The organism is Paraburkholderia sejongensis (assembly GCF_020880815.1).
GTDB lineage: Bacteria > Pseudomonadota > Gammaproteobacteria > Burkholderiales > Burkholderiaceae > Paraburkholderia > Paraburkholderia sejongensis.
Window position 1 is genome coordinate 72,040 of the sequence record NZ_JAJITD010000005.1, and the last position, 18,667, is coordinate 90,706.

Consider the following 18,667-nt stretch of genomic DNA (forward strand, 5'->3'; position numbering starts at 1 on the left):
CATGGTACTGGTGATGAAAAAACGCAACCGGCGACGAGGGCTCGTGACCCCGGTCGCCGGACCATTTCGACCAGTTTTCTAACCGTGCGAAAAGCGTACTGCGTGAATGTTACGGCTGCCTTGCCGGCTCAACTGCCGGCTCGGTTGCCGGCTTACTTGAGGCTGACCCCGTCGAAGCGCGCGTAGCCGAGCGGCTCGATGCGCATGTCGACCACCTTCTTGCTGACAGGCTGATAAACGGTCGAGTGCGCGATCGGCGCGAACGGCAACTGCTGCGCGAAGATGTGCTGCGCGTCGCCGTAGATCTTCGTGCGCGCGGCCACGTCGGACGTGGCGCGGCCCTTCTGGATCAGATCGTCGAACGGCTTGTAGCACCACTTCGAGAAGTTGTTGCCGTTGATCGCTTCGCAGCCGAGCAGCGTGCCGAGCCAGTTGTCCGGATCGCCGTTGTCGCCGGTCCAGCCGATCAGCATCGTGTCGTGTTCGCCTGCGTGCGCGCGCTTGATGTACTCGCCCCATTCATACGTGACGATCTTCGCCTTCACGCCGATCTTGGCCCAGTCGGCCTGGATCATTTCGGCCATCAGACGCGCGTTCGGGTTATATGCGCGCTGCACCGGCATCGCCCACAGCGTGAGCTCGAAACCGTTCGGATAGCCGGCCTTCGCGAGCAGCTCCTTCGCCTTGGCCGTATCGAACGACGCGGCCGGCAGGCCCTTCACGAACGACCATTGGGTCGGCGGCATCGGGTTGGTCGCGAGCTGGCCCGCGCCCTGGTACACCGAGTCGATGATCGCCTTCTTGTTGATCGCCATGTCGAGCGCCTGGCGCACTTCGACCTTGTCGACCGGCTTGTGCGTGACGTTGAACGCGAGGTAACCGAGGTTGAAGCCCGGCTGCGACGGCATGTCGATGTTCGGCTCGGCCTTCAGCGGCGCGATGTCGGCCGGGCGCGGATAGCTCATCACCTGGCATTCGTCGCGCTTGATCTTCTGCACGCGCACGCCGGCGTCCGGCGTGATCGAGAAGATCAGCTTCGAGATCTTCACCGCGTCCGGCTTCCAGTAGTCCGGATTGCCGTCGAAGCGGATCGTCGCGTCCTTCGTGTAGCTGCGGAAGATGAACGGACCGGTGCCGACCGGGAACTGGTTGATGTCGGCGGCCTTGCCGGCTTTGAGCAACTGATCCGTGTATTCGGCCGACAGGATCGACGCGTATTCCATCGCCAGATTCTGGATGAACGGCGCGTTGACTTCCTTCAGCGTGAACTTGACCGTGTACGGGTCGACCTTCTCGACCTTGGTGATCAGCTTGTCGAGGCCCATGTCGGTGAAGTACGGGAACTGCACCGGGTACGCCTTGCGGAACGGCTGGTTCGGATCCAGCATGCGCTGGAACGTGAAGATCACGTCATCCGCGTTGAATTCGCGGGTCGGCTTGAAGAACGAGGTGGTCTGGAACTTCACGCCGTGACGCAGATGGAACGTGTAGGTCTTGCCGTCCGGCGACACTTCCCACTTTTCCGCCAGGCCCGGTTCGACCTTGGTGCCGCCGCGCTCGAATTCGACGAGGCGGTTATAGACGGTGAACGTGTTGGCGGTGAAATCGACGCCGGTCGTGTATTGCGCCGGGTCAAAACCCGCAGGGCTGCCTTCTGAGCAGTAGACGAGGGTCTTGTTCGGGATCCCCGCAGCGTGCGCGCTGTTCGCGCCCACGAGGGATGCCGCTGCGGCAGCGACGAGCGTGGTTACACGCGCGACGTGCAACAGTTTGTTTTGCTTCATGTTTCCTCCGGGTACGGGACCGGCTTGCGCCAGCGTAGCGGGATATTACTTGAGCTTGGGCCGGCCACCAAGCGGAGGAAATTCCCCGTGTTGACGATTGGAAACACCTAATGCAAACGTTTCGCGCCGGTCTGCGGCGCTGGTCTGCGGCGCTGGTGTGCGGCGCTTGTGCGGCGGTTGTGCGGCGGTTGTACGGCGGTTGTGCGATGCGCCGCCGCGATCTGCCGTGAGCGGCTTTCGGAGGCTTACGGCCGCTTACGGCAATTCGTGACGGCGCAACCCGGGCCAGCGGCGCAAAAAGCGCGCCGCAGCGCGGCTATTTCACGCCAACTTCCATGAATTGCGTCGGTCCGAACGGATCGATCTTGAAGCCGGTCACGTTCTTGCTGATCGGCTGGTAGACCGTGGAGTGAGCAATCGGCGTGAACGGCACCTGATCCTTGAAGATTTCCTGCGCCTGCATGTAAGCCTTGGTGCGCTCGGCCATATCGGTCGTGCTGCGGCCTTTCTTGATCAGATCGTCGAACGGCTTGTAGCACCACTTCGAGAAGTTGCTGCCGTTGACCGCGTCGCAACCGAGCAACACGCCGAGCCAGTTGTCCGGATCTCCGTAGTCGCCGGTCCAGCCAATCAGCATCGCCTGATGCTCGCCCGAATGCGCGCGGCGGATGTACTCGCCCCACTCGTAGGTCGCGATATTCACCTTGACGCCGATTTTGGCCCAGTCCGATTGCAGCATTTCCGCCATCAGGCGCGCGTTCGGGTTGTATGGCCGCTGCACCGGCATCGCCCACAGCGTCAACTCGAAGCCATCCGGGTAGCCGGCCTGCTTGAGCAGCGCTTTCGCTTTGTCGACGTCGTACGGGGCGTCCTTCAGGTTCTTGTTGTAGCCCCATTGGGTCGGCGGCATCGGGTTGGTCGCCGCCTGGCCGGCGCCCTGGTAGACCGCGTCGATGATCGCCTTCTTGTGTACCGACATATCCAGCGCGCGGCGCACCAGCACGTTGTCGAGCGGCTTTTTGCTGGTGTTGTACGCGATATAGCCGAGGTTGAAGCCCACTTCATTGGGCATCGCCAGCGACGAATCGGCCTTCACGGTCCCGATATCGGCCGGACGCGGGTACGACATTACCTGGCATTCGCCGCGCTTGAGCTTTTGCAGCCGCACCGCCGGGTCGACGGTGATCGCGAAGATCAGCTTGCCGACCTTCACGTCGGCCGGTTTCCAGTAGTCGGGATTGCCGTCGAAGCGGATCGTGTCGTCTTTCGTATAGCTGCGGAAGATGAACGGGCCGGTGCCGACCGGATACTGGTTGATGTTGGACGCCTTGCCCGCCTTCAGCAGCTGATCCGTATATTCAGCCGACAGGATCGATGCGAACGGCATCGCGATCTGTTGCAGGAAAGGCGCGTCGACCTCCTTCAGCGTGAAGCGCACCGTGTACGGATCGAGCTTTTCGATCTTCGCGATGTTCTTCGCGAGCCCGAGGTCGGTGAAATACGGAAACGGCACCGGGTATGCCTTGCGGAACGGGTTCTCCGGGTCGAGCATGCGCTGGTAGGTGAACACCACGTCGTCCGCGTTGAATTCGCGGGTCGGCTTGAAGAACGAGGTGGTCTGGAATTTGACGCCGGGGCGCAAATGGAACGTATAGACGAGCCCGTCCGGCGACACGTCCCACTTTTCGGCGAGGCCCGGCTCGATGTCGGTGCTGCCGTGCGCGAATTCGACCAGCCGGTTATAGACCGTGTACGAGCCGGCGCTGAATTCGACGCTGGTCGTGTATTGCGCGGTATCGAAGCCGGCCGGGCTGCCTTCGGAGCAGAACACCAGCGTCTTGTCGGGTAGCGTGGCCGCCTGCGCCGCGGCGGGCGCAAGGCCGCCCGTGGCGACCGCGAACGCGGCGAGAGCCGGCAGGCAGAACCGATGAAGCGCGAACCGCCGGTGTGCCGCAGTCTTTCTTGTCACTGTCATATCGTCCTCCGCACCGCAGCCGGGTTAGCTGCGTTTCGATCATAGACAGCACAAAAATGAGCTTCAACAGGGACTTACCACGTTGTCGGGAGGGGGAGGCGGGAGTTCTTTTGTCGCGGCGCGGCGCTTGCAGCCTATAGATGCCGGTCGACATCCATGCGTTGGTGAAGGATTCGGCTGACTTCAAGAGCGGCATCGGTCATCCGGTAGAACACGATGTGCGAGCCAACCGCGTATTGGCAATAACCGTCCCGTACGTTGCAAACGCGGCCGATCCGGTCGCCGCGCGCGAGCAGTTCCATGGCGACAATCAGGTCCCTCAGATACTTGTCCGCCTGCTCACTCGACCAATTCTCGAATGTGTAAAGCCAGATTTCTTCCAGGTCGGCTTCGGCGAGGGGCCTCAGCCGGAGTTGGCGGGGCTTAGCGGGCATGTTTAGCCCGCATCCGCCGGAGGAAGGATTCGCCATCGAATGGCGAGGCAGCACCGGATTCTTCGCCGGCCTTCAGCGCATCGTGCAGTGCGCGGACCTGACTTTCGTGATCCTCCAGCATGCGCAGACCGGCACGAACCACTTCGCTCGCCGAGCCATAGCGACCCGAGGCCACCTGCGTATCGACGAAGGCGGCAAAGTGCTCGCCAAGAGAGATAGAAGTATTGCGAGCCACGGTAGACCTCCGCTTCAATGCCTGATGCGAAGAGTGTACCAATTTTTGGTATTTGCTCGCGTAAAGCTGGCGCCGGGAGGATAGCGAGACCGCGCGGCCGTTGCGGCCGCGCGGCTTGGCAGGCACGACTCGTGCGCGTTACGCGCCGAGCCGTTCGCAGATCGCCTTGGTCGACGCGGCGGCGTTCAGCGTGTAGAAGTGCAGGCCCGGCACCTTCGCGTCGACGAGGCGCCGGCACAGGTCGGTCACGACGTCGAGCCCGAACGCGCGGATCGACTCGCGATCGTCGCCGAAGCTCTCGAGCCGGCGCGCGATCCAGCGCGGCACTTCGGCGCCGCACATCTCGGAGAAGCGCATCAGCTGCGAGAAGTTCGTGATCGGCATGATGCCCGGCACGATCGGCACGTCGACGCCGAGCTTGCGGGCGTCGTCGACGAAACGGAAATACGCGTCTGCGTTGAAGAAGTACTGGGTGATCGCCGAATTCGCGCCGGCCTTCACCTTGCGCGCGAAGTTTTCCAGATCGTGACGCGGCGAGCGCGCCTGCGGATGGTATTCCGGGTAACCGGCCACCTCGATCCAGAACCAGTCGCCGAACTCCGCGCGGATGAAGCTCACCAGCTCCGACGCATAGCGCAGCTCGCCGACCGCGCCCATCCCGGACGGCAGGTCGCCGCGCAGCGCGACGATATGGCGGATGCCGTGCGCGCGGTACTCGGTGAGGATCGCGCGCAGATCGTCCTTCGACGAGCCGATGCACGACAGATGCGGCGCCGCCTCGATGCCTTCCTTCGCGATATCGACGACGGCCGCGAGCGTGCCCTGCTGGGTCGAGCCGCCGGCGCCGAACGTGACGGACACGAACTTGGGTTTGAGCATGACGAGTTCCGCGCGGGTCGCGCGCAGCTTGTCGATGCCTTCCTGCGTTTTCGGCGGGAAGAATTCGAATGAGAGTTCGATCGGATTCATATCAGAGAGGTCAACCTAAGCTGCGGTTGCCGAAAATGAGCGCGGACAGCAGCCACGACACGATGCTGTACAGGATCGAGCCGAAGAACGCCGACCAGAAGCCCGACACCTCGAAGCCCTTGAGCAGCGACGCGCACAGCCAGAAGCACAGCGCGTTGACGACGAGAATGAATAAGCCGAGCGTGAGTATCGTGACGGGCAGCGTCAGCAGGATCAGCACCGGGCGCAGCACGGCATTGATCAGGCCGAGCACGATCGCGACGATCAGCGCGGTGCCGAAGCTGCGAATATGGATCGACGGCACGATGTACGTGATGATCAACAGCGCGAGCGCGTTGATCAACCAGGTCAGCAGCACGGTCATGTGAAGCTCCTTGTAAGCACCTGCGGGGGCAGGCTGTCGAGTGAACGGAAAGCGGCGCCGGCGAACAAAGCGGCGCATTGCGCGCCGCCCGGGTCAACCGTGATGCCTGCCTGCGCCGCCGCGTCCGCGAGGCCGGACGCACGTGGCACGCGCGGCGGGCTCGCGAACGCGCGCGTCGCTTAATAGCGGTAGTGGTTCGGCTTGAACGGACCGTTCTTGTCGACGCCGATGTAGCCGGCCTGCGCATCCGACAGCACGGTCAGGTTCGCGCCGATGCGCGCCAGGTGCAGACGCGCGACCTTCTCGTCCAGATGCTTCGGCAGCACGTACACCTTGTTCTCGTACTTCTTGCCTTGCGTGAACAGTTCGATCTGCGCGAGCGTCTGGTTGGTGAACGAGTTCGACATCACGAACGACGGGTGGCCGGTCGCGCAGCCCAGGTTCACCAGACGGCCTTCGGCCAGCAGGATCACGCGCTTGCCATCCGGGAAAATGATGTGATCGACTTGCGGCTTGATGTTTTCCCACTGGTACTGACGGGTCGACGCGACGTCGATTTCCGAGTCGAAGTGGCCGATATTGCAGACGATCGCGTTATGGCGCATCGCCTTCATGTGATCGTGGTTGATCACGTGGTAGTTGCCGGTCGCGGTCACGAAGATGTCGGCCTTGTCGGCCGCGTATTCCATCGTCACCACGCGGTAGCCTTCCATCGCCGCTTGCAGCGCGCAGATCGGATCGATTTCGGTGACCCACACGGTTGCGCCCAGACCGCGCAGCGATTGCGCGCAGCCCTTGCCCACGTCGCCGTAGCCGGCCACGACTGCGATCTTGCCGGCGATCATCACGTCGGTCGCGCGCTTGATGCCGTCGACCAGCGACTCGCGGCAGCCGTACAGGTTGTCGAACTTCGACTTGGTGACCGAGTCGTTGACGTTGATCGCCGGGAACGGCAGGCGGCCTTCCTTTTCCATCTGATACAGACGGTGCACGCCGGTGGTGGTCTCTTCGGTCACGCCCTGGATGTGCGCGAGGCGCTTCGAGTACCAGTTCGGGTCCGCGTCGAGGTGCGTCGCGATCGATTTGTACAGCGCGACTTCTTCCTCGTTGGTCGGCTTGGCGATCACCGAGCGGTCTTTTTCGGCCTTCGAGCCGAGGATCAGCAGCAGCGTTGCGTCGCCGCCGTCGTCGAGGATCATGTTGGCGAACTCGCCGTTCGGCCATTCGAAGATGCGGTGCGAGAACTCCCAGTATTCGTCGAGCGATTCGCCCTTGAACGCGAACACCGGCGTGCCGGCTTCAGCGATCGCGGCGGCCGCATGGTCCTGGGTCGAGAAGATGTTGCACGAAGCCCAGCGCACGTCCGCGCCGAGCGCCGTCAGCGTTTCGATCAGCACGCCGGTCTGGATCGTCATGTGCAGCGAACCGGCGACGCGCGCGCCCTTCAGCGGCTGCTGCGCCTTGTACTCTTCGCGCGTTTGCATCAGGCCCGGCATTTCGGTCTCGGCGATCGTGAGTTCCTTGCGGCCCCACGCGGCGAGCGACATATCGGCGACGACGTAATCCTGCTTCTGGGAATCGATGACTGCGGCGTTCATCACGCCCTCCTTTCTAAGAAATTGACTAGAAATGTGACGTGAGCGCGGTTTGATACGAAGGCCCGGTGCGCGATGCGCGGCGCGATCCTCCGAATTGAAGCCTTCGAGCCTGGCGGGCGGCCGGCGAATAAGAATTCGCGGTACCCGTCGCAACGCTCCTCGAAAGCGAACGGCGATTGTAGCAAATTGGGATAACGGCGTGGTTGCAGGCGGCTAGGCCGGCAGCAGCCCGAGCAGCGGTGCGAGCAGCACCATCGCGACGCCGGCGATCATCATCGTCAGGCTGGACACCACGCCCTCCTCGCTGCCGATCTCGCGCGCCTTCGCGGTGCCCACGCCATGCGCGGCCGCGCCGAACAGCGCGCCGCGCGCGAGCCGCGTGCGCAGCGGCAGCAGCGCGAGCACCAGTTCGCCGAACAGCATTCCGCAGACGCCGGTCGCGATCACGAACAGCGCGCTCAGGTCCTTCGGCGCGTGAATCCTGTCGGAGACGGCCAGCGCGAACGGCGTCGATACCGAGCGCGTCATCAGGCTGCGCTGCAACTCCGGCGACAGATGCAGCAGCTTCGCGAGCAGCAGCGAGCCGCCGACGCCGACCACGATTCCGACCGTCACGCCGACGCTCAGCGAAATCCAGTGGCGCTTGAGCAGCGCGCGGTACTCGTAGATCGGCACCGCGAACGCGACCGTCGCCGGGCCGAGCAGCCACATCAGCCAGCGGGTGTCCTCGAAATACAGCCGATACGGAATGTGCGCGAGCACGACGATCGCGACCAGCGCGGCCGGCACCGTCAGCATCGGCGTGAGCCACGGCGAGCGCACGCGCGCGTAGAGCGCCTTCGACGCGAAATACAGCGCGATCGTCAGCAGCAGGCAGCCGGCCGCGATCAGGCGCGACGCGTTATCGGCGAACAGCGTGGCGATCAGCGGTGAATAGAGCGGGAGCATGGGCGGATGGTGCGGAGCCTAGCGGCGCGCCGGCGAAGGCCCGGCGGTGCGGCGGGTGGCGCGCGCCCGGCGCAGCGCGACGCGCCGTTCGAGACGCGCGGCCTGGTCGACCGCCAACGCCACCGCGACCATCACCATCAGCGTGCCGCCGATCACGACCAGCGCGAGGCGCCAGCCGTCCGCGCGAAACAGTCCGCCATATTGGACGGCGGCGACCGCGGCCGGGATAAAGAACAGCAGCATGTCGGACAGCAGCCAGTCCGCGCCGGCCTTGACCCAGCGCGGCGCGATGCCGCCGCAAAACAGCAGCGCGAGCAATACCAGCAGTCCGACCACGCCGGCCGGCACCGGCAGATGCAGATGACGGACCGCGAAATCGGCGCCGCTCCACAGCGCGGCGATCGCGGCGCTTTGCACGGCGATGCGCGCGATGCGGGCGAGCGCCGACGCGCGGCTGTCGCCGTTCGAACCGCCCGCGCCACCCGAGCCGCGTTCGCCGTCGCCCGCGCGGCTTGCGGCGGAACTGGCTTGACGGGCGAAAACTGGCGTGGACATGGCTTTCAGTGGACTGACGGGCGGAGGAAAACGAGTATAGAGGCCGCTGCGTCATAAACATAATGACTTACAATCATCGAAGTCATTCCAAAACGGAATCTGGAGCAAGGCCTCATGGAACTACGCGCGCTGCGCTATTTCGTCGAAGTGGTCCGCCAGCAGAGCTTCACGGTCGCGGCCGAGCAGATGTTCGTCACGCAGCCGACCATCAGCAAGATGGTCAAGTCGCTCGAAGACGAGATCGGCTCGCCGCTCCTGCTGCGCGACGGCCGCCAGATGGTGCTCACCGATGTCGGCCGGATCGTCTATCAGCGCGGCCAGGACGTGCTCGCCGCGCACGCGCAGTTGCAGGCCGAGCTGAACGATCTCGACACGCTCGGCCGCGGCGAACTGACGATCGGCATCCCGCCGATGGGCGGAGCGCTGTTCACCCCGGCGATCGCCGCGTTCCGCCAGCGTTATCCGAAGATCGAGCTGAAGCTGTTCGAGCAGGGTTCGCGGGCGATCGAAACCGCGTTGATCAACGGCGAGCTGGAATTGGGCGGGGTGCTGCAACCGGTCGATCCCGACAGCATCGACGTGCTGCCGATGAGCCGTCAGCTGCTATGGCTGGTCGCGCGCGCCGGCTCGCGCTGGGACGGCTTGCGCGAAGTGCCGCTCGCGCAACTCGCGAACGAGCCGTTCGTGTTTTACGGCGAGAGTCTCGCGCTGAACGACGTCGTGTTGAATGCGTGCCGGGCGGCGGGCTTTGCGCCGGCCATCGTCGGGCGCAGCGGGCACTGGGATTTCATGGCGGCGCTGGTGCTGGCCGGCGTCGGCATCGCGCTGTTGCCCGCGCCGTATTGCCGGCGGCTCGATCCCGCGCAGTTCACCTGCCTGCCGGTCGTCGAGCCGGAAATTCCGTGGGAAATGGCGATCGGGTGGCGGCGCAACGGGTATCTGTCGCATGCGGCGCGCGCGTGGCTCGAGGTGGCGCGCGAAACGCTGCCGACCCATGTCAGCAATGACTTCATGCTCGGGCCGGGGATCGGCTTCAGTACGATTGCGGCGCCGGAGGATGGGCAAGCGGGGACGCCGGCGGGCGAGTGAGCGGCAGTTGCGAACGCGGCGGTTTTCGCTTGCGCCGCGCCGCGGCCTGCCGCCGACGTGCCGCCCGCCGACCTCAAGCCGCGCGCGCCGCCACCGCAGCCGGACCCGCGCCCGCCACCGTTCTCAACATCCCCACCCCTTCCCGCCGGCTCGCCGCGATCATCTCCGCCGCGCGCTCGCCGATCATCACCGTCGGCGCATTGGTATTGCCGCCGATCAGCGTCGGCATCACCGACGCATCGACGATCCGCAATCCGCTCACGCCGCGCACCCGCAATTGCGGATCGACGACCGAACGCGCATCGCCGCCCATCCGGCAGGTCGCGACCGGGTGATAGATCGTGTCCGCGTGCTCGGCGATGGTCTGCCGCAACTGCGCATCCGACTGGCCCGCCGACGTATAAAGCTCGCGCCCGCCATGCAGCGCGAGCGACGGCGCATCGAGAATCCGCCGCGCCATCCGCGTGCCTTCGACCAGCAGATCCAGATCGCGCGCATCGCTCAAAAAGCGCGGATCGATCCGCGGCGCGACCCGCGAATCGGCGCTCGCGAGCGTGACCGTGCCGCGGCTATGCGGGCGCAGCACGCAGGTATGCAGCGAATAGCCGTGCCCCCAATGCATATGGCGGTTGTGATCGTCGACGAGCGCCGCGCAGAAATGCAGTTGCAGGTCGGGCCGATCGAGCGTCGGCCGGCTCTTCAGAAAGCCGCCGGCCTCGGCGACGTTGCTCGACAGCATTCCGCGCCCGTGCCGCATGAAGGTCATGAACTGCGGCAGCATCCGCGCGATCCCGCGCACCGAGAAGCCGGTCGGCTCGATCGACGACACCCGCTTGTTGATCGTGAAGTCGATATGGTCGATCAGGTTCTGGCCGACCTCCAGCGCGTCGTGCAGCACGTCGATGCCGAACGAGCGCAGTTGTTCGGCCGGCCCGATGCCGGAACACATCAGAAGTTGCGGGGAATTGAACGCGCCCGCGGCGAGCACCACCTCGGCGCGCGCGCCGAGCGTTTCGTGGCGGCCGCCGCGCACGAGCTCGACGCCGCTCGCGCGCTTGCCGTCGAACACGACGCGCAGCACGGTCGCGTCGGCGAGGGTATGCAGATTGGCACGCGGCCGGTCATAGACATACGCGCGCGCGACGCTGCAGCGTCGGCCGTCGCGCTGCGTCACCTGATAGAAGCCGACACCCTCCTGATCCGCGCCGTTGAAATCGGCATTCGCCTTGTAGCCGGCTTCGAGCGCGGCCTGCACGAAACGTTTTGAAAACGAATTCCGAAAGCGCAGATCGGACACGGTCAGCGGGCCGGCGTCGCCGTGCCACGCATCGGCGCCGCGCTGATTGCCTTCCGCGCGACGGAAGTACGGCAGCACGTCGTCCCACCCCCAGCCGGCGCAGCCGAGCGCCGCCCAGTCGTCGTAATCGAGCGGATGGCCGCGCGTGTAGATCATCGCGTTGATCGCGCTGGAGCCGCCGAAGCCGCGTCCGCGCGGCTGGAACCCCTGGCGGCCGGCGAGTCCCGGCTGCGGGGTGGTCAGGAATCCGTAGTTGGTCTTCAGCTTGAACGGCACCGCGGCGGCGACGCCGACCGGCATGTTCACGAACAGATTGCGATCGGTGTGCGGACCGGCTTCGATCAACGCGATCGTCGCGTCGGGACAGCTGTCCGCGAGGCGGCTCGCCAGTGAGCAGCCGCCCGAGCCCGCGCCGACGATGATGTAGTCGTATTGCATGCGCTCCTCCTGGTGGGCCGCGTTGCCCGCGGACCCTGTCTCGTGCACACTTGTCTACGTGTGTTTTACGCGCATTGTAGGGAGCGTTCAGGGGCCGCGGCGGCTTCGTCACAGAGCGATTCCTCTAAACAGCGGCGCGGTCGCGCCCCTATCATGAAAGACGCGCTCGCCCCGCGCGCAAGCCCGCCAGGCAGGCGCGCGCGGGATTCAAACAGCATGCGGCGCAGGTCATCTTCCGCGCATGCGGCCTCGCCCGCGGCGCTCAAACAGCCAACCCATACGACGCCGGCAAACCGGCGCACAATGCATCAAGCACGGAGACAGCAGATGGACTCGCACGGCTTCGGTCAGACTCACGAGGTAACGAATCAGGCGCCGCCGCTCGCGGACTACAACCTGTTCGCGAGCGACATCGCGTTGAGCGAAGCGCTCGCGCGCGACGGCGCGCAGTGGCATCGCGAGGCGCTGCTGCGGCACGGCGCGGCGCTGACCACACCCGACACCCTCGCGCTCGCCGAACTCGCGAACCGCCATACCCCCGAACTGATTACGCATAGCCCGCGCGGCGAGCGCATCGATGCGCTCGAGTTTCATCCCGCGTGGCACTCGCTGCTCGCGCTGCTGCGGCGCGAAGGACTGCACGCGCTGCCGTTTTCCGATCCGCGCAGCGGTGCGATGGTCGCGCGCTGCGCCGGCTATTTTCTGCACGCGCAAATCGAGTCCGGCTCGCTGTGTCCGCTGACGATGACCTTCGCGAGCATCCCGGTGTTGCAACGCGAAGCCGCGCTGTTCGACACGCTGCGCGACCCGCTTTATTCACGCGAACACGATCCGCGCGACGTGCCGCTCACGCAGAAACGCTCGGCGATGATCGGCATGGGGATGACGGAGAAACAGGGCGGCTCGGACGTGCGCAGCAACCAGAGCCGCGCGTATGCGCTCGATGCGGGTGGCCGAGGCGGCGCTTATCGATTGATCGGTCACAAGTGGTTTTTCTCGGCGCCGCAATGCGACGCGCATCTGGTGCTCGCGCGCACCGATACGCACGAAGGGCTGTCGTGCTTTTTCGTGCCGCGTTTCGCGCCGGACGGCAGCAAGAACGCGGTGCAGGTGCAGCGCCTGAAGGACAAGCTCGGCAACCGCTCGAACGCGAGCAGCGAGGTCGAATTTCTCGACGCGTACGGTGTGCTGATCGGCGACGAAGGCCGCGGCGTGCCGACCATCATCGAAATGGCGAACTACACGCGGCTCGATTGCGTGATCGGCAGCGCCGCGCTGATGCGCGCGGCGCTGGTGCAGGCGATCCATCATGCGCGCCATCGCAGCGCGTTCGGCCGGCAACTGGCCGACCAGCCGCTGATGCGCAACGTGCTCGCCGATCTCGCGCTCGAATCGGAAGCGGCGACCGTGCTGTTCATGCGTCTGGCGCGCGCGTTCGAGGCGGCGGACGGCGCTGATCAAGCCGATGCCGCGCCCGCCGAGCGCGCATGGCGGCGCATCGTGACGCCGGCCGCGAAGTACTGGGTCTGCAAGCGCGCGCTCGAATTCACCGGCGAGGCGATGGAGGTCTGGGGCGGCAACGGCTACGTCGAAACCGGGCCGATGGCGCGCTTCTATCGCGAGGCGCCGGTCAACTCGATCTGGGAGGGCTCGGGCAACGTGATGTGCCTCGACGTGCTGCGCGCGATGGAGCGCGAGCCGCAAGCCGCGCACGCGCTGTTCGCCGCATGGCAGGACGACGCGCGCGCCCATCCGGCGTTCGGCGCGGCGTTCGGCGCGGTGCTCGCGCGGCTGACGGCGATGCTGAACGGACCGGCGCAGCAGCGCGAGGCGTCGGCGCGGCGGATCGCGCAGCAGATCGTGCTGATAGCGCAGGCGACGCTGCTCGCGCGACACGCGCCCGCCGAGATCGCCGATGCGTTCATCGCGACACGTCTGGCCGATGGCTGCGGCGAAAGCGGTCGCGTGTACGGCACGCTGCCGGCGAGCTTCGATCATGCGGCGATCATCGCGCGGGCGTTTCCGGAGTGAGTTTTCACGTGTCTATGCCGCGTGAATCCGCTGCGTGAATCTGCTGCGTGGAGTTGCCGCGCAGCTTGATCGCACGGATTTCCATACAAACCGGTGGGCGTCGATTGGCCGCGCTGCGGCCGCATGCCCGCGACGCCGGTCCGGCATACACCGACCAACACCGACACACACGAATAAGCGCTGCACGCGCACCCATCATCGATCAGGGAGTAGATAAAGATGAAGAACGATCTGCCGGACGTCGCCGCGCTCGGAGCGCTGCTGCGCGATCAACGCCATGCGTATCTGCGCGCGCCGTATCCATCGTGGGACACGCGCGCGACGCATTTGCGCGCGCTGCGCAAGCTGATGCTCGACAACCGCGACGCGCTCGCCGACGCGATGCATGCGGACTTCGGCAATCGCGCGAAACAGGAAGTGCTGCTGGCTGAATTTCTGCTGGTGAAGGAAGAGATCGACGCCGCGCTGCGATACGGCAAACGCTGGATGAAGCCGCAGCGCCGCCGCATGAACAAATGGCTGCTGCCGGCGCGCGCGAAGGTGGTGCCGCAACCGCTCGGCGTGGTCGGCATCATCGTGCCGTGGAATTATCCGGTGCTGCTGGCGGTCGGGCCGCTGATCAGCGCGCTGACGGCCGGCAATCGCGCGATCATCAAGATGTCCGAACTCACGCCGCGCACGTCGGCATTGTTCGAGCAGCTGATCGGGCAGACCTTTGCGCGTAATCACATCGCGGTGGTCAACGGCGACGCCGCGCTCGCGGCCGCGTTCAGCGCGCAGCCGTTCGATCATCTGCTGTTTACCGGCTCGACCAGGGTCGGTCACGAAGTGATGCGCGCGGCAGCCGAGCATCTGACGCCGGTAACGCTGGAACTCGGCGGCAAGTCGCCGGCGATCATCGGCGCGCATGCGCGTTTCGATAACGCGGTCGATAACCTGATGGCCGGTAAAACGCTCAATGCCGGCCAGACCTGCGTGGCGCCCGATTACGTACTGGTGCCGCGCGGCAAGGAGCAGGCGTTTATCGAACGGGCGCGCGCGCGGATGTCGAAGATGTATCCGGACTTCGCGCGCAATCCGGATTACACGTCGATTATTTCGGCGCGGCATTTCGAGCGGCTTTTGCGGCTCGCCGAAGAAGCGCGCGATGCGGGCGCGCAGTTGCATCCTCTGACCGATGCCGAGCCCGATGCCGGGAGCCGGCGGTTTCCGTTGATCGTGGTGACGGGCGCGCCGGATGAGTGCGCGCTGATGCAGGAGGAGATTTTCGGGCCGCTGTTGCCGTTGGTGCCGTATGACACGCTCGATGACGCGATCGCGTGGGTGAATGCGCGGCCGCGACCGTTGGCGCTTTATTTATACGCCGACGATGCGCACACGGTTGAGCGGGTGACTCGCGAGACGATTGCCGGCGGGATGGCGGTGAATGAAACGTTGATGCATCTGGCTTGCGAGAGTTTGCCGTTCGGTGGAGTCGGGGCTAGCGGAATGGGGGCTTATCACGGGTATGAGGGGTTCGTGACTTTCTCCAAGATGAAGCCGGTGTTGACGCAGTCGCGGTTCAATACGCGGGGGTTGATTTCGCCGCCTTATGGGAGGCGGGTTAATGCGTTGTTGAAGTTGATGTTTAAGGTTTGAGGGCTTTGCGTGCGTGTTCAACTTTGTCTGGCGGTTGTGGGTACGCGCACGTTACTGATCGCGCCGGCCTTGCCGACTATTGCGAGAAATCCGGGCTATCTGTAGAACAGCAATATCCTGGATTTGGGGTGGAAATAGTCGTTCGACACCTCGGCTGGAATCGTCGACAATCGACCGATCAGACCATTCACTGTGTACCAATGTCGATCGACGTTCCGGGAACCGAAGGTTATGCCGAGCATGCCGAGGCCCTGGCTAACGATTGGCACAAGATTTCATTCCAAGACCACCATCGACCCGTTCTGCACCTGATCCCGAGTGCACCTTCCCGTATCCTGGATGTAGGGGCCGGCATGGGCCGCGACGCTGCAGCATTCGCATCGATGGGGCACTCCGTGGTGGCGGTCGAGCCCGTTGACGCGCTGCGGGCTGCCGCTATCAACTTCTACTCCACCTCCAGCGTTGTCTGGCTAGACGATAGCCTTCCGGAACTCCGCCTCGTCCGCGAAAGGGCGAACACGTTCAACGTCGTCATGGTTACTGCCGTGTGGATGCACCTGGACGAAGTCCAGCGTTGCCGAGCGATGGGCACGATCTCAGATTTATTAGTCGATGGTGGCCTCGTCATTATGTCGTTGCGCCACGGGCCGTTTCCGAAGGGGCGGCGCATGTTTGACGTCTCCGCGGAAGACACGATCGAGCTCGCCGCAGCCCATGGTCTCCACCTTCTGCTCAACGTTTGCAGCGGCTCAGCCCAGCAAGCAAACAGGAACATGGGAATCACATGGACGCGGCTTGCTTTCCGGAAGTGAGGAGCGGTGCGGCGGAGATCGCGCACGGTGACTACCGGCCAGGAAGCGGTGATTGCGCGCCGGTAGAATCGTCAACAATCGGCTCCGGACTGGATGGCCGCTTCCTTTTAGCGAGAAACAGCGATGAAGGTAACGATTGCGTACATCGAAGAACCTCCGTTCGGCTGGACGGAAAACAACCGTATCGCAACCGGCGCAGATATTGAATTGGCCGAAGTCGTTCTTCGAGCGATCGGGGTCACTCGGATCGAGCATCGCCTGACGTCGTTCAGTGAACTGTTGCCCGGCGTTCAAGCCGGCCACTGGGATATGAATGTGCCGCTGTTCGTCACGCCTGAACGTGCCAAGCTCGTCGCGTTCAGCGAGCCGGTTTGGGCGATCGGGGATGGATTCCTCGTCCGGGCTGGAAATCCCAAAGCGCTCTACAGCTATGCGTCACTCGCCAATCGCGACGACGCGCGCCTTGGCATCATTGCCGGACAGGTGCAACACGCATCGGCGAAAGCAGCAGGTGTACACCCGGATCAGATGGTAATTTTCGAACATCAGGCAGATGCGATCGATGCCGTTCTCTCCGGCCATATCGATGCGTATGCGAGCACTGCCGTGGGAAACCGCATACTGGTTGATCGTATCGGCGGTTCGGTATTGGAGGCTGTGGAGCACAAACCGAAAATGAATGGCAAACGACAAGAACTTCCGGTCGGAGCATTCTCGTTCAGCAGAGAAAATAGCGGTCTACTGAACGCGGTAAGCGCTCATCTGCGTTCATATTTAGGCTCGCCGGACCATCGCGCTCGCATGGCGAGATTCGGGCTGACCCGCAATGAGATCGATCCTGTGCTAGCCCGTTGAGCGTGCGACGGGGGACGCGCTTCGGCCGAGGCTGTGTAAAAACGCCCAGAACGGCTCACCGGTGACGCCCGGTTGGGAACGCAGTTGCGTTAGGCCGAGACGCAGGCAAATGAAGTGATCGTGTTTTATGGCAAACGAAGTCGGCGCGCGGGAGTTTATGCACCCGCGAGCTTCATTGCACGCATCGTCTTTGCGAACCCGAGAATCCTGATGACCCGTTTTAGGTTGTAGGCCAGCACGTGCAAACTCATTTCAGCGGCGACATGGCCAAGTCCGCGCGTCTGGAAGTGCGTCGTCCCCATCCAGTGCTTGAGTGTGCCGAACACGTGCTCGACCGTGCGCCGTCGCATCGTCATGGCATCGAGCTGGCGATCCAGCCTGGACTGCATCGCCTCAAGCACCGCTTCGTGTTCCCATCGTCGAATACGCCGGTAGTCAGTGGGCGTGCACCGCTTCTTTATCGGGCATTTCGGGCAAGCGCTGCTCCAGTAGGTACGCAGGGCCATCGGAGTTTCGCGCTCGACGGAAGTAAATCTGTAAATCGCCCGTTGCCCCGCTGCACATAGGTATTGGTCGTCTTTGGCGATGTAGATGAAGTCGGCCCGATCGAACCGTCCATCCGCCTTTGCACTGGAGGTTTGTGTTTTTGGCACCAGCGCTGCAATACTAGCGTCATCGCATGCTTTGATTTCCGTGGCGCTGTAGTACCCGCGATCGGCCAGCGCCTTGAGCTTCTTCTTGCCCATCGCTTCGCGCGCGGCTTTGGCCATCGGGCTTAGCTGAGCGCGGTCACTACCGACGTTCGTCACTTCGTGTGTCACGATGAGGTGGTGCTTCGTATCAACAGCCACCTGAACGTTGTAGCCCACCACGCCTGTGCCCTTGGCTTGCGACATCATCGAACGTGAATCGGGATCAGTCAGCGAAACCTGTTTTTCCGGTAAATCATTCAACAGTTCCGCGGCCCGATCCAGATCGCGCATCTGCTCGCGCAGCGTCTCGATCTTTTCCCGCAGCCGTTCGGTTTTCGCTTCGACCTCTGCGGGTTGCGTGCGATCAGCAGTTTCCAGCGCATCCAGATAGCGCTGGATGCTTTGCTCGATCTGCTCCTGACGCTTTGCAATCTTGTTGGGCGTGAAGTTGTTATCGCGGCTGTTGACCGCCTTGAACTTGCTGCCGTCGATGGCAACGATTGCTTGCGTGAACAGCTTCAGGTCGCGGCATATCACCACGAAGCGGCGGCATACATTGCGAACGCCGGCGCCATTGCTGCGTCTGAACTCGGCAATCGTCTTGAAGTCCGGCGCGAGGCGACCGGTCAGCCACATCAGTTCGACGTTACGCTGGCACTCGCGCTCCAGACGTCGGCTCGACTGCACGCGATTGAGATAGCCGTAGATGTAGAGTTTGAGCAGAACGGACGGATGGTAAGACGGTCGGCCCGTGATCGCCGGCGTGGTGCCTTCGAAGCCCATGGAAGCCAGATCGAGTTCGTCTACGAATGCGTCGACGATCCGCACGGGATTGTCCTCAGCGATAAAGTCTTCGAGACACTCCGGCAGCAACGTGGCCTGATTGCGGCTTGCACCTTCGACGAATCGCCCCATCTCCGCCTCTCGCGCTAACAGGTTGATTCAGTCTAGGC

General features: G+C 63.9%; 16 protein-coding genes and 1 riboswitch. Of the genes, 5 read left to right on the plus strand and 11 right to left on the minus strand.

Annotated elements, in window-relative coordinates; all coding sequences use genetic code 11:
- Positions 1-152 precede the first annotated feature (152 nt).
- The 9 genes from LJ656_RS11210 to LJ656_RS11250 form a co-directional block, all read right to left on the minus strand.
- Entirely contained in the window at positions 153-1,784 is a 1,632-nt protein-coding gene (locus LJ656_RS11210; RefSeq protein ID WP_230509495.1) for an ABC transporter substrate-binding protein, read from the minus strand.
- 316 nt (positions 1,785-2,100) lie between these two features.
- Complete coding sequence (locus LJ656_RS11215; protein ID WP_230509496.1) at positions 2,101-3,759, minus strand: ABC transporter substrate-binding protein; 1,659 nt, start codon at positions 3,757-3,759, stop codon at positions 2,101-2,103.
- A gap of 134 nt (positions 3,760-3,893) precedes the next feature.
- Positions 3,894-4,229: a type II toxin-antitoxin system RelE/ParE family toxin gene (locus LJ656_RS11220; protein WP_329958858.1), complete on the minus strand. Its 336-nt coding sequence runs from the start codon at positions 4,227-4,229 to the stop codon at positions 3,894-3,896.
- The gene (locus tag LJ656_RS11225; RefSeq protein WP_230509498.1) at positions 4,183-4,428 is read right to left on the minus strand and encodes a type II toxin-antitoxin system ParD family antitoxin; all 246 of its coding nucleotides are present in this window, start codon (positions 4,426-4,428) and stop codon (positions 4,183-4,185) included. Before LJ656_RS11225 ends, LJ656_RS11220 begins: the two co-directional genes overlap by 47 nt.
- A 138-nt stretch (positions 4,429-4,566) precedes the next feature.
- Complete coding sequence (gene metF / locus LJ656_RS11230; RefSeq protein ID WP_230509499.1) at positions 4,567-5,397, minus strand: methylenetetrahydrofolate reductase [NAD(P)H]; 831 nt, start codon at positions 5,395-5,397, stop codon at positions 4,567-4,569.
- A 10-nt stretch (positions 5,398-5,407) separates the two neighbouring features.
- The gene (locus LJ656_RS11235; protein WP_027199157.1) at positions 5,408-5,761 is read right to left on the minus strand and encodes a phage holin family protein; all 354 of its coding nucleotides are present in this window, start codon (positions 5,759-5,761) and stop codon (positions 5,408-5,410) included.
- Between the two features lie 179 nt (positions 5,762-5,940).
- Positions 5,941-7,359 carry an adenosylhomocysteinase gene (gene ahcY / locus LJ656_RS11240; protein WP_230509500.1) on the minus strand — a complete coding sequence of 473 codons (1,419 nt, stop codon included), beginning with the start codon at positions 7,357-7,359 and terminating at the stop codon, positions 5,941-5,943.
- 33 nt (positions 7,360-7,392) lie between these two features.
- Positions 7,393-7,526: riboswitch (S-adenosyl-L-homocysteine riboswitch) on the minus strand.
- Between the two features lie 46 nt (positions 7,527-7,572).
- A complete protein-coding gene (locus LJ656_RS11245) occupies positions 7,573-8,307 on the minus strand; it encodes an LrgB family protein (protein ID WP_230509501.1) in 735 nt (244 codons plus the stop codon).
- 18 nt (positions 8,308-8,325) lie between these two features.
- Positions 8,326-8,862, minus strand: coding sequence for a CidA/LrgA family protein (locus LJ656_RS11250; protein WP_329958859.1), 537 nt, complete (start codon positions 8,860-8,862; stop codon positions 8,326-8,328).
- Between the two features lie 114 nt (positions 8,863-8,976).
- Here LJ656_RS11250 and LJ656_RS11255 point away from each other — a divergent pair, with 114 nt between their 5' ends.
- Positions 8,977-9,951, plus strand: a complete 975-nt coding sequence (locus LJ656_RS11255) for a LysR family transcriptional regulator (RefSeq protein WP_230509502.1) — start codon at positions 8,977-8,979, stop codon at positions 9,949-9,951.
- A 73-nt stretch (positions 9,952-10,024) separates the two neighbouring features.
- Here the strand turns inward: LJ656_RS11255 and LJ656_RS11260 are convergent, their stop codons facing one another.
- Complete coding sequence (locus LJ656_RS11260) at positions 10,025-11,686, minus strand: GMC family oxidoreductase (RefSeq protein WP_230509503.1); 1,662 nt, start codon at positions 11,684-11,686, stop codon at positions 10,025-10,027.
- A gap of 327 nt (positions 11,687-12,013) precedes the next feature.
- Here LJ656_RS11260 and LJ656_RS11265 point away from each other — a divergent pair, with 327 nt between their 5' ends.
- The 4 genes from LJ656_RS11265 (at position 12,014) to LJ656_RS11280 (ending at position 17,022) form a co-directional block, all read left to right on the plus strand.
- Positions 12,014-13,717 (plus strand): isovaleryl-CoA dehydrogenase, encoded by a 1,704-nt coding sequence (locus LJ656_RS11265; protein WP_230509504.1) that lies wholly within the window; start codon positions 12,014-12,016, stop codon positions 13,715-13,717.
- A 219-nt stretch (positions 13,718-13,936) separates the two neighbouring features.
- Complete coding sequence (locus LJ656_RS11270; protein ID WP_230509505.1) at positions 13,937-15,355, plus strand: coniferyl aldehyde dehydrogenase; 1,419 nt, start codon at positions 13,937-13,939, stop codon at positions 15,353-15,355.
- A gap of 200 nt (positions 15,356-15,555) precedes the next feature.
- Positions 15,556-16,167 carry a class I SAM-dependent methyltransferase gene (locus LJ656_RS11275; RefSeq protein WP_230509506.1) on the plus strand — a complete coding sequence of 204 codons (612 nt, stop codon included), beginning with the start codon at positions 15,556-15,558 and terminating at the stop codon, positions 16,165-16,167.
- A 123-nt stretch (positions 16,168-16,290) separates the two neighbouring features.
- Positions 16,291-17,022, plus strand: a complete 732-nt coding sequence (locus LJ656_RS11280; RefSeq protein ID WP_230509507.1) for a transporter substrate-binding domain-containing protein — start codon at positions 16,291-16,293, stop codon at positions 17,020-17,022.
- Between the two features lie 155 nt (positions 17,023-17,177).
- On the opposite strand, the gene LJ656_RS11285 is transcribed toward LJ656_RS11280, so the two are convergent.
- Positions 17,178-18,629, minus strand: coding sequence for an IS1182 family transposase (locus LJ656_RS11285; protein WP_230509508.1), 1,452 nt, complete (start codon positions 18,627-18,629; stop codon positions 17,178-17,180).
- Positions 18,630-18,667 lie beyond the last annotated feature (38 nt).

Coding starts and splice junctions, on each gene's coding strand:
- LJ656_RS11210 (WP_230509495.1), bottom strand. CDS start 1,784: ATGAAGCAAAACAAACTGTTGCACGTCGCGCGTGTAACCACGCTCGTC.
- LJ656_RS11215 (WP_230509496.1), bottom strand. CDS start 3,759: ATGACAGTGACAAGAAAGACTGCGGCACACCGGCGGTTCGCGCTTCAT.
- LJ656_RS11220 (WP_329958858.1), bottom strand. CDS start 4,229: ATGGCGAATCCTTCCTCCGGCGGATGCGGGCTAAACATGCCCGCTAAG.
- metF (WP_230509499.1), bottom strand. CDS start 5,397: ATGAATCCGATCGAACTCTCATTCGAATTCTTCCCGCCGAAAACGCAG.
- LJ656_RS11235 (WP_027199157.1), bottom strand. CDS start 5,761: ATGACCGTGCTGCTGACCTGGTTGATCAACGCGCTCGCGCTGTTGATC.
- ahcY (WP_230509500.1), bottom strand. CDS start 7,359: ATGAACGCCGCAGTCATCGATTCCCAGAAGCAGGATTACGTCGTCGCC.
- LJ656_RS11245 (WP_230509501.1), bottom strand. CDS start 8,307: ATGCTCCCGCTCTATTCACCGCTGATCGCCACGCTGTTCGCCGATAAC.
- LJ656_RS11250 (WP_329958859.1), bottom strand. CDS start 8,862: ATGTCCACGCCAGTTTTCGCCCGTCAAGCCAGTTCCGCCGCAAGCCGC.
- LJ656_RS11255 (WP_230509502.1), top strand. CDS start 8,977: ATGGAACTACGCGCGCTGCGCTATTTCGTCGAAGTGGTCCGCCAGCAG.
- LJ656_RS11260 (WP_230509503.1), bottom strand. CDS start 11,686: ATGCAATACGACTACATCATCGTCGGCGCGGGCTCGGGCGGCTGCTCA.
- LJ656_RS11265 (WP_230509504.1), top strand. CDS start 12,014: ATGGACTCGCACGGCTTCGGTCAGACTCACGAGGTAACGAATCAGGCG.
- LJ656_RS11270 (WP_230509505.1), top strand. CDS start 13,937: ATGAAGAACGATCTGCCGGACGTCGCCGCGCTCGGAGCGCTGCTGCGC.
- LJ656_RS11275 (WP_230509506.1), top strand. CDS start 15,556: ATGTCGATCGACGTTCCGGGAACCGAAGGTTATGCCGAGCATGCCGAG.
- LJ656_RS11280 (WP_230509507.1), top strand. CDS start 16,291: ATGAAGGTAACGATTGCGTACATCGAAGAACCTCCGTTCGGCTGGACG.
- LJ656_RS11285 (WP_230509508.1), bottom strand. CDS start 18,629: ATGGGGCGATTCGTCGAAGGTGCAAGCCGCAATCAGGCCACGTTGCTG.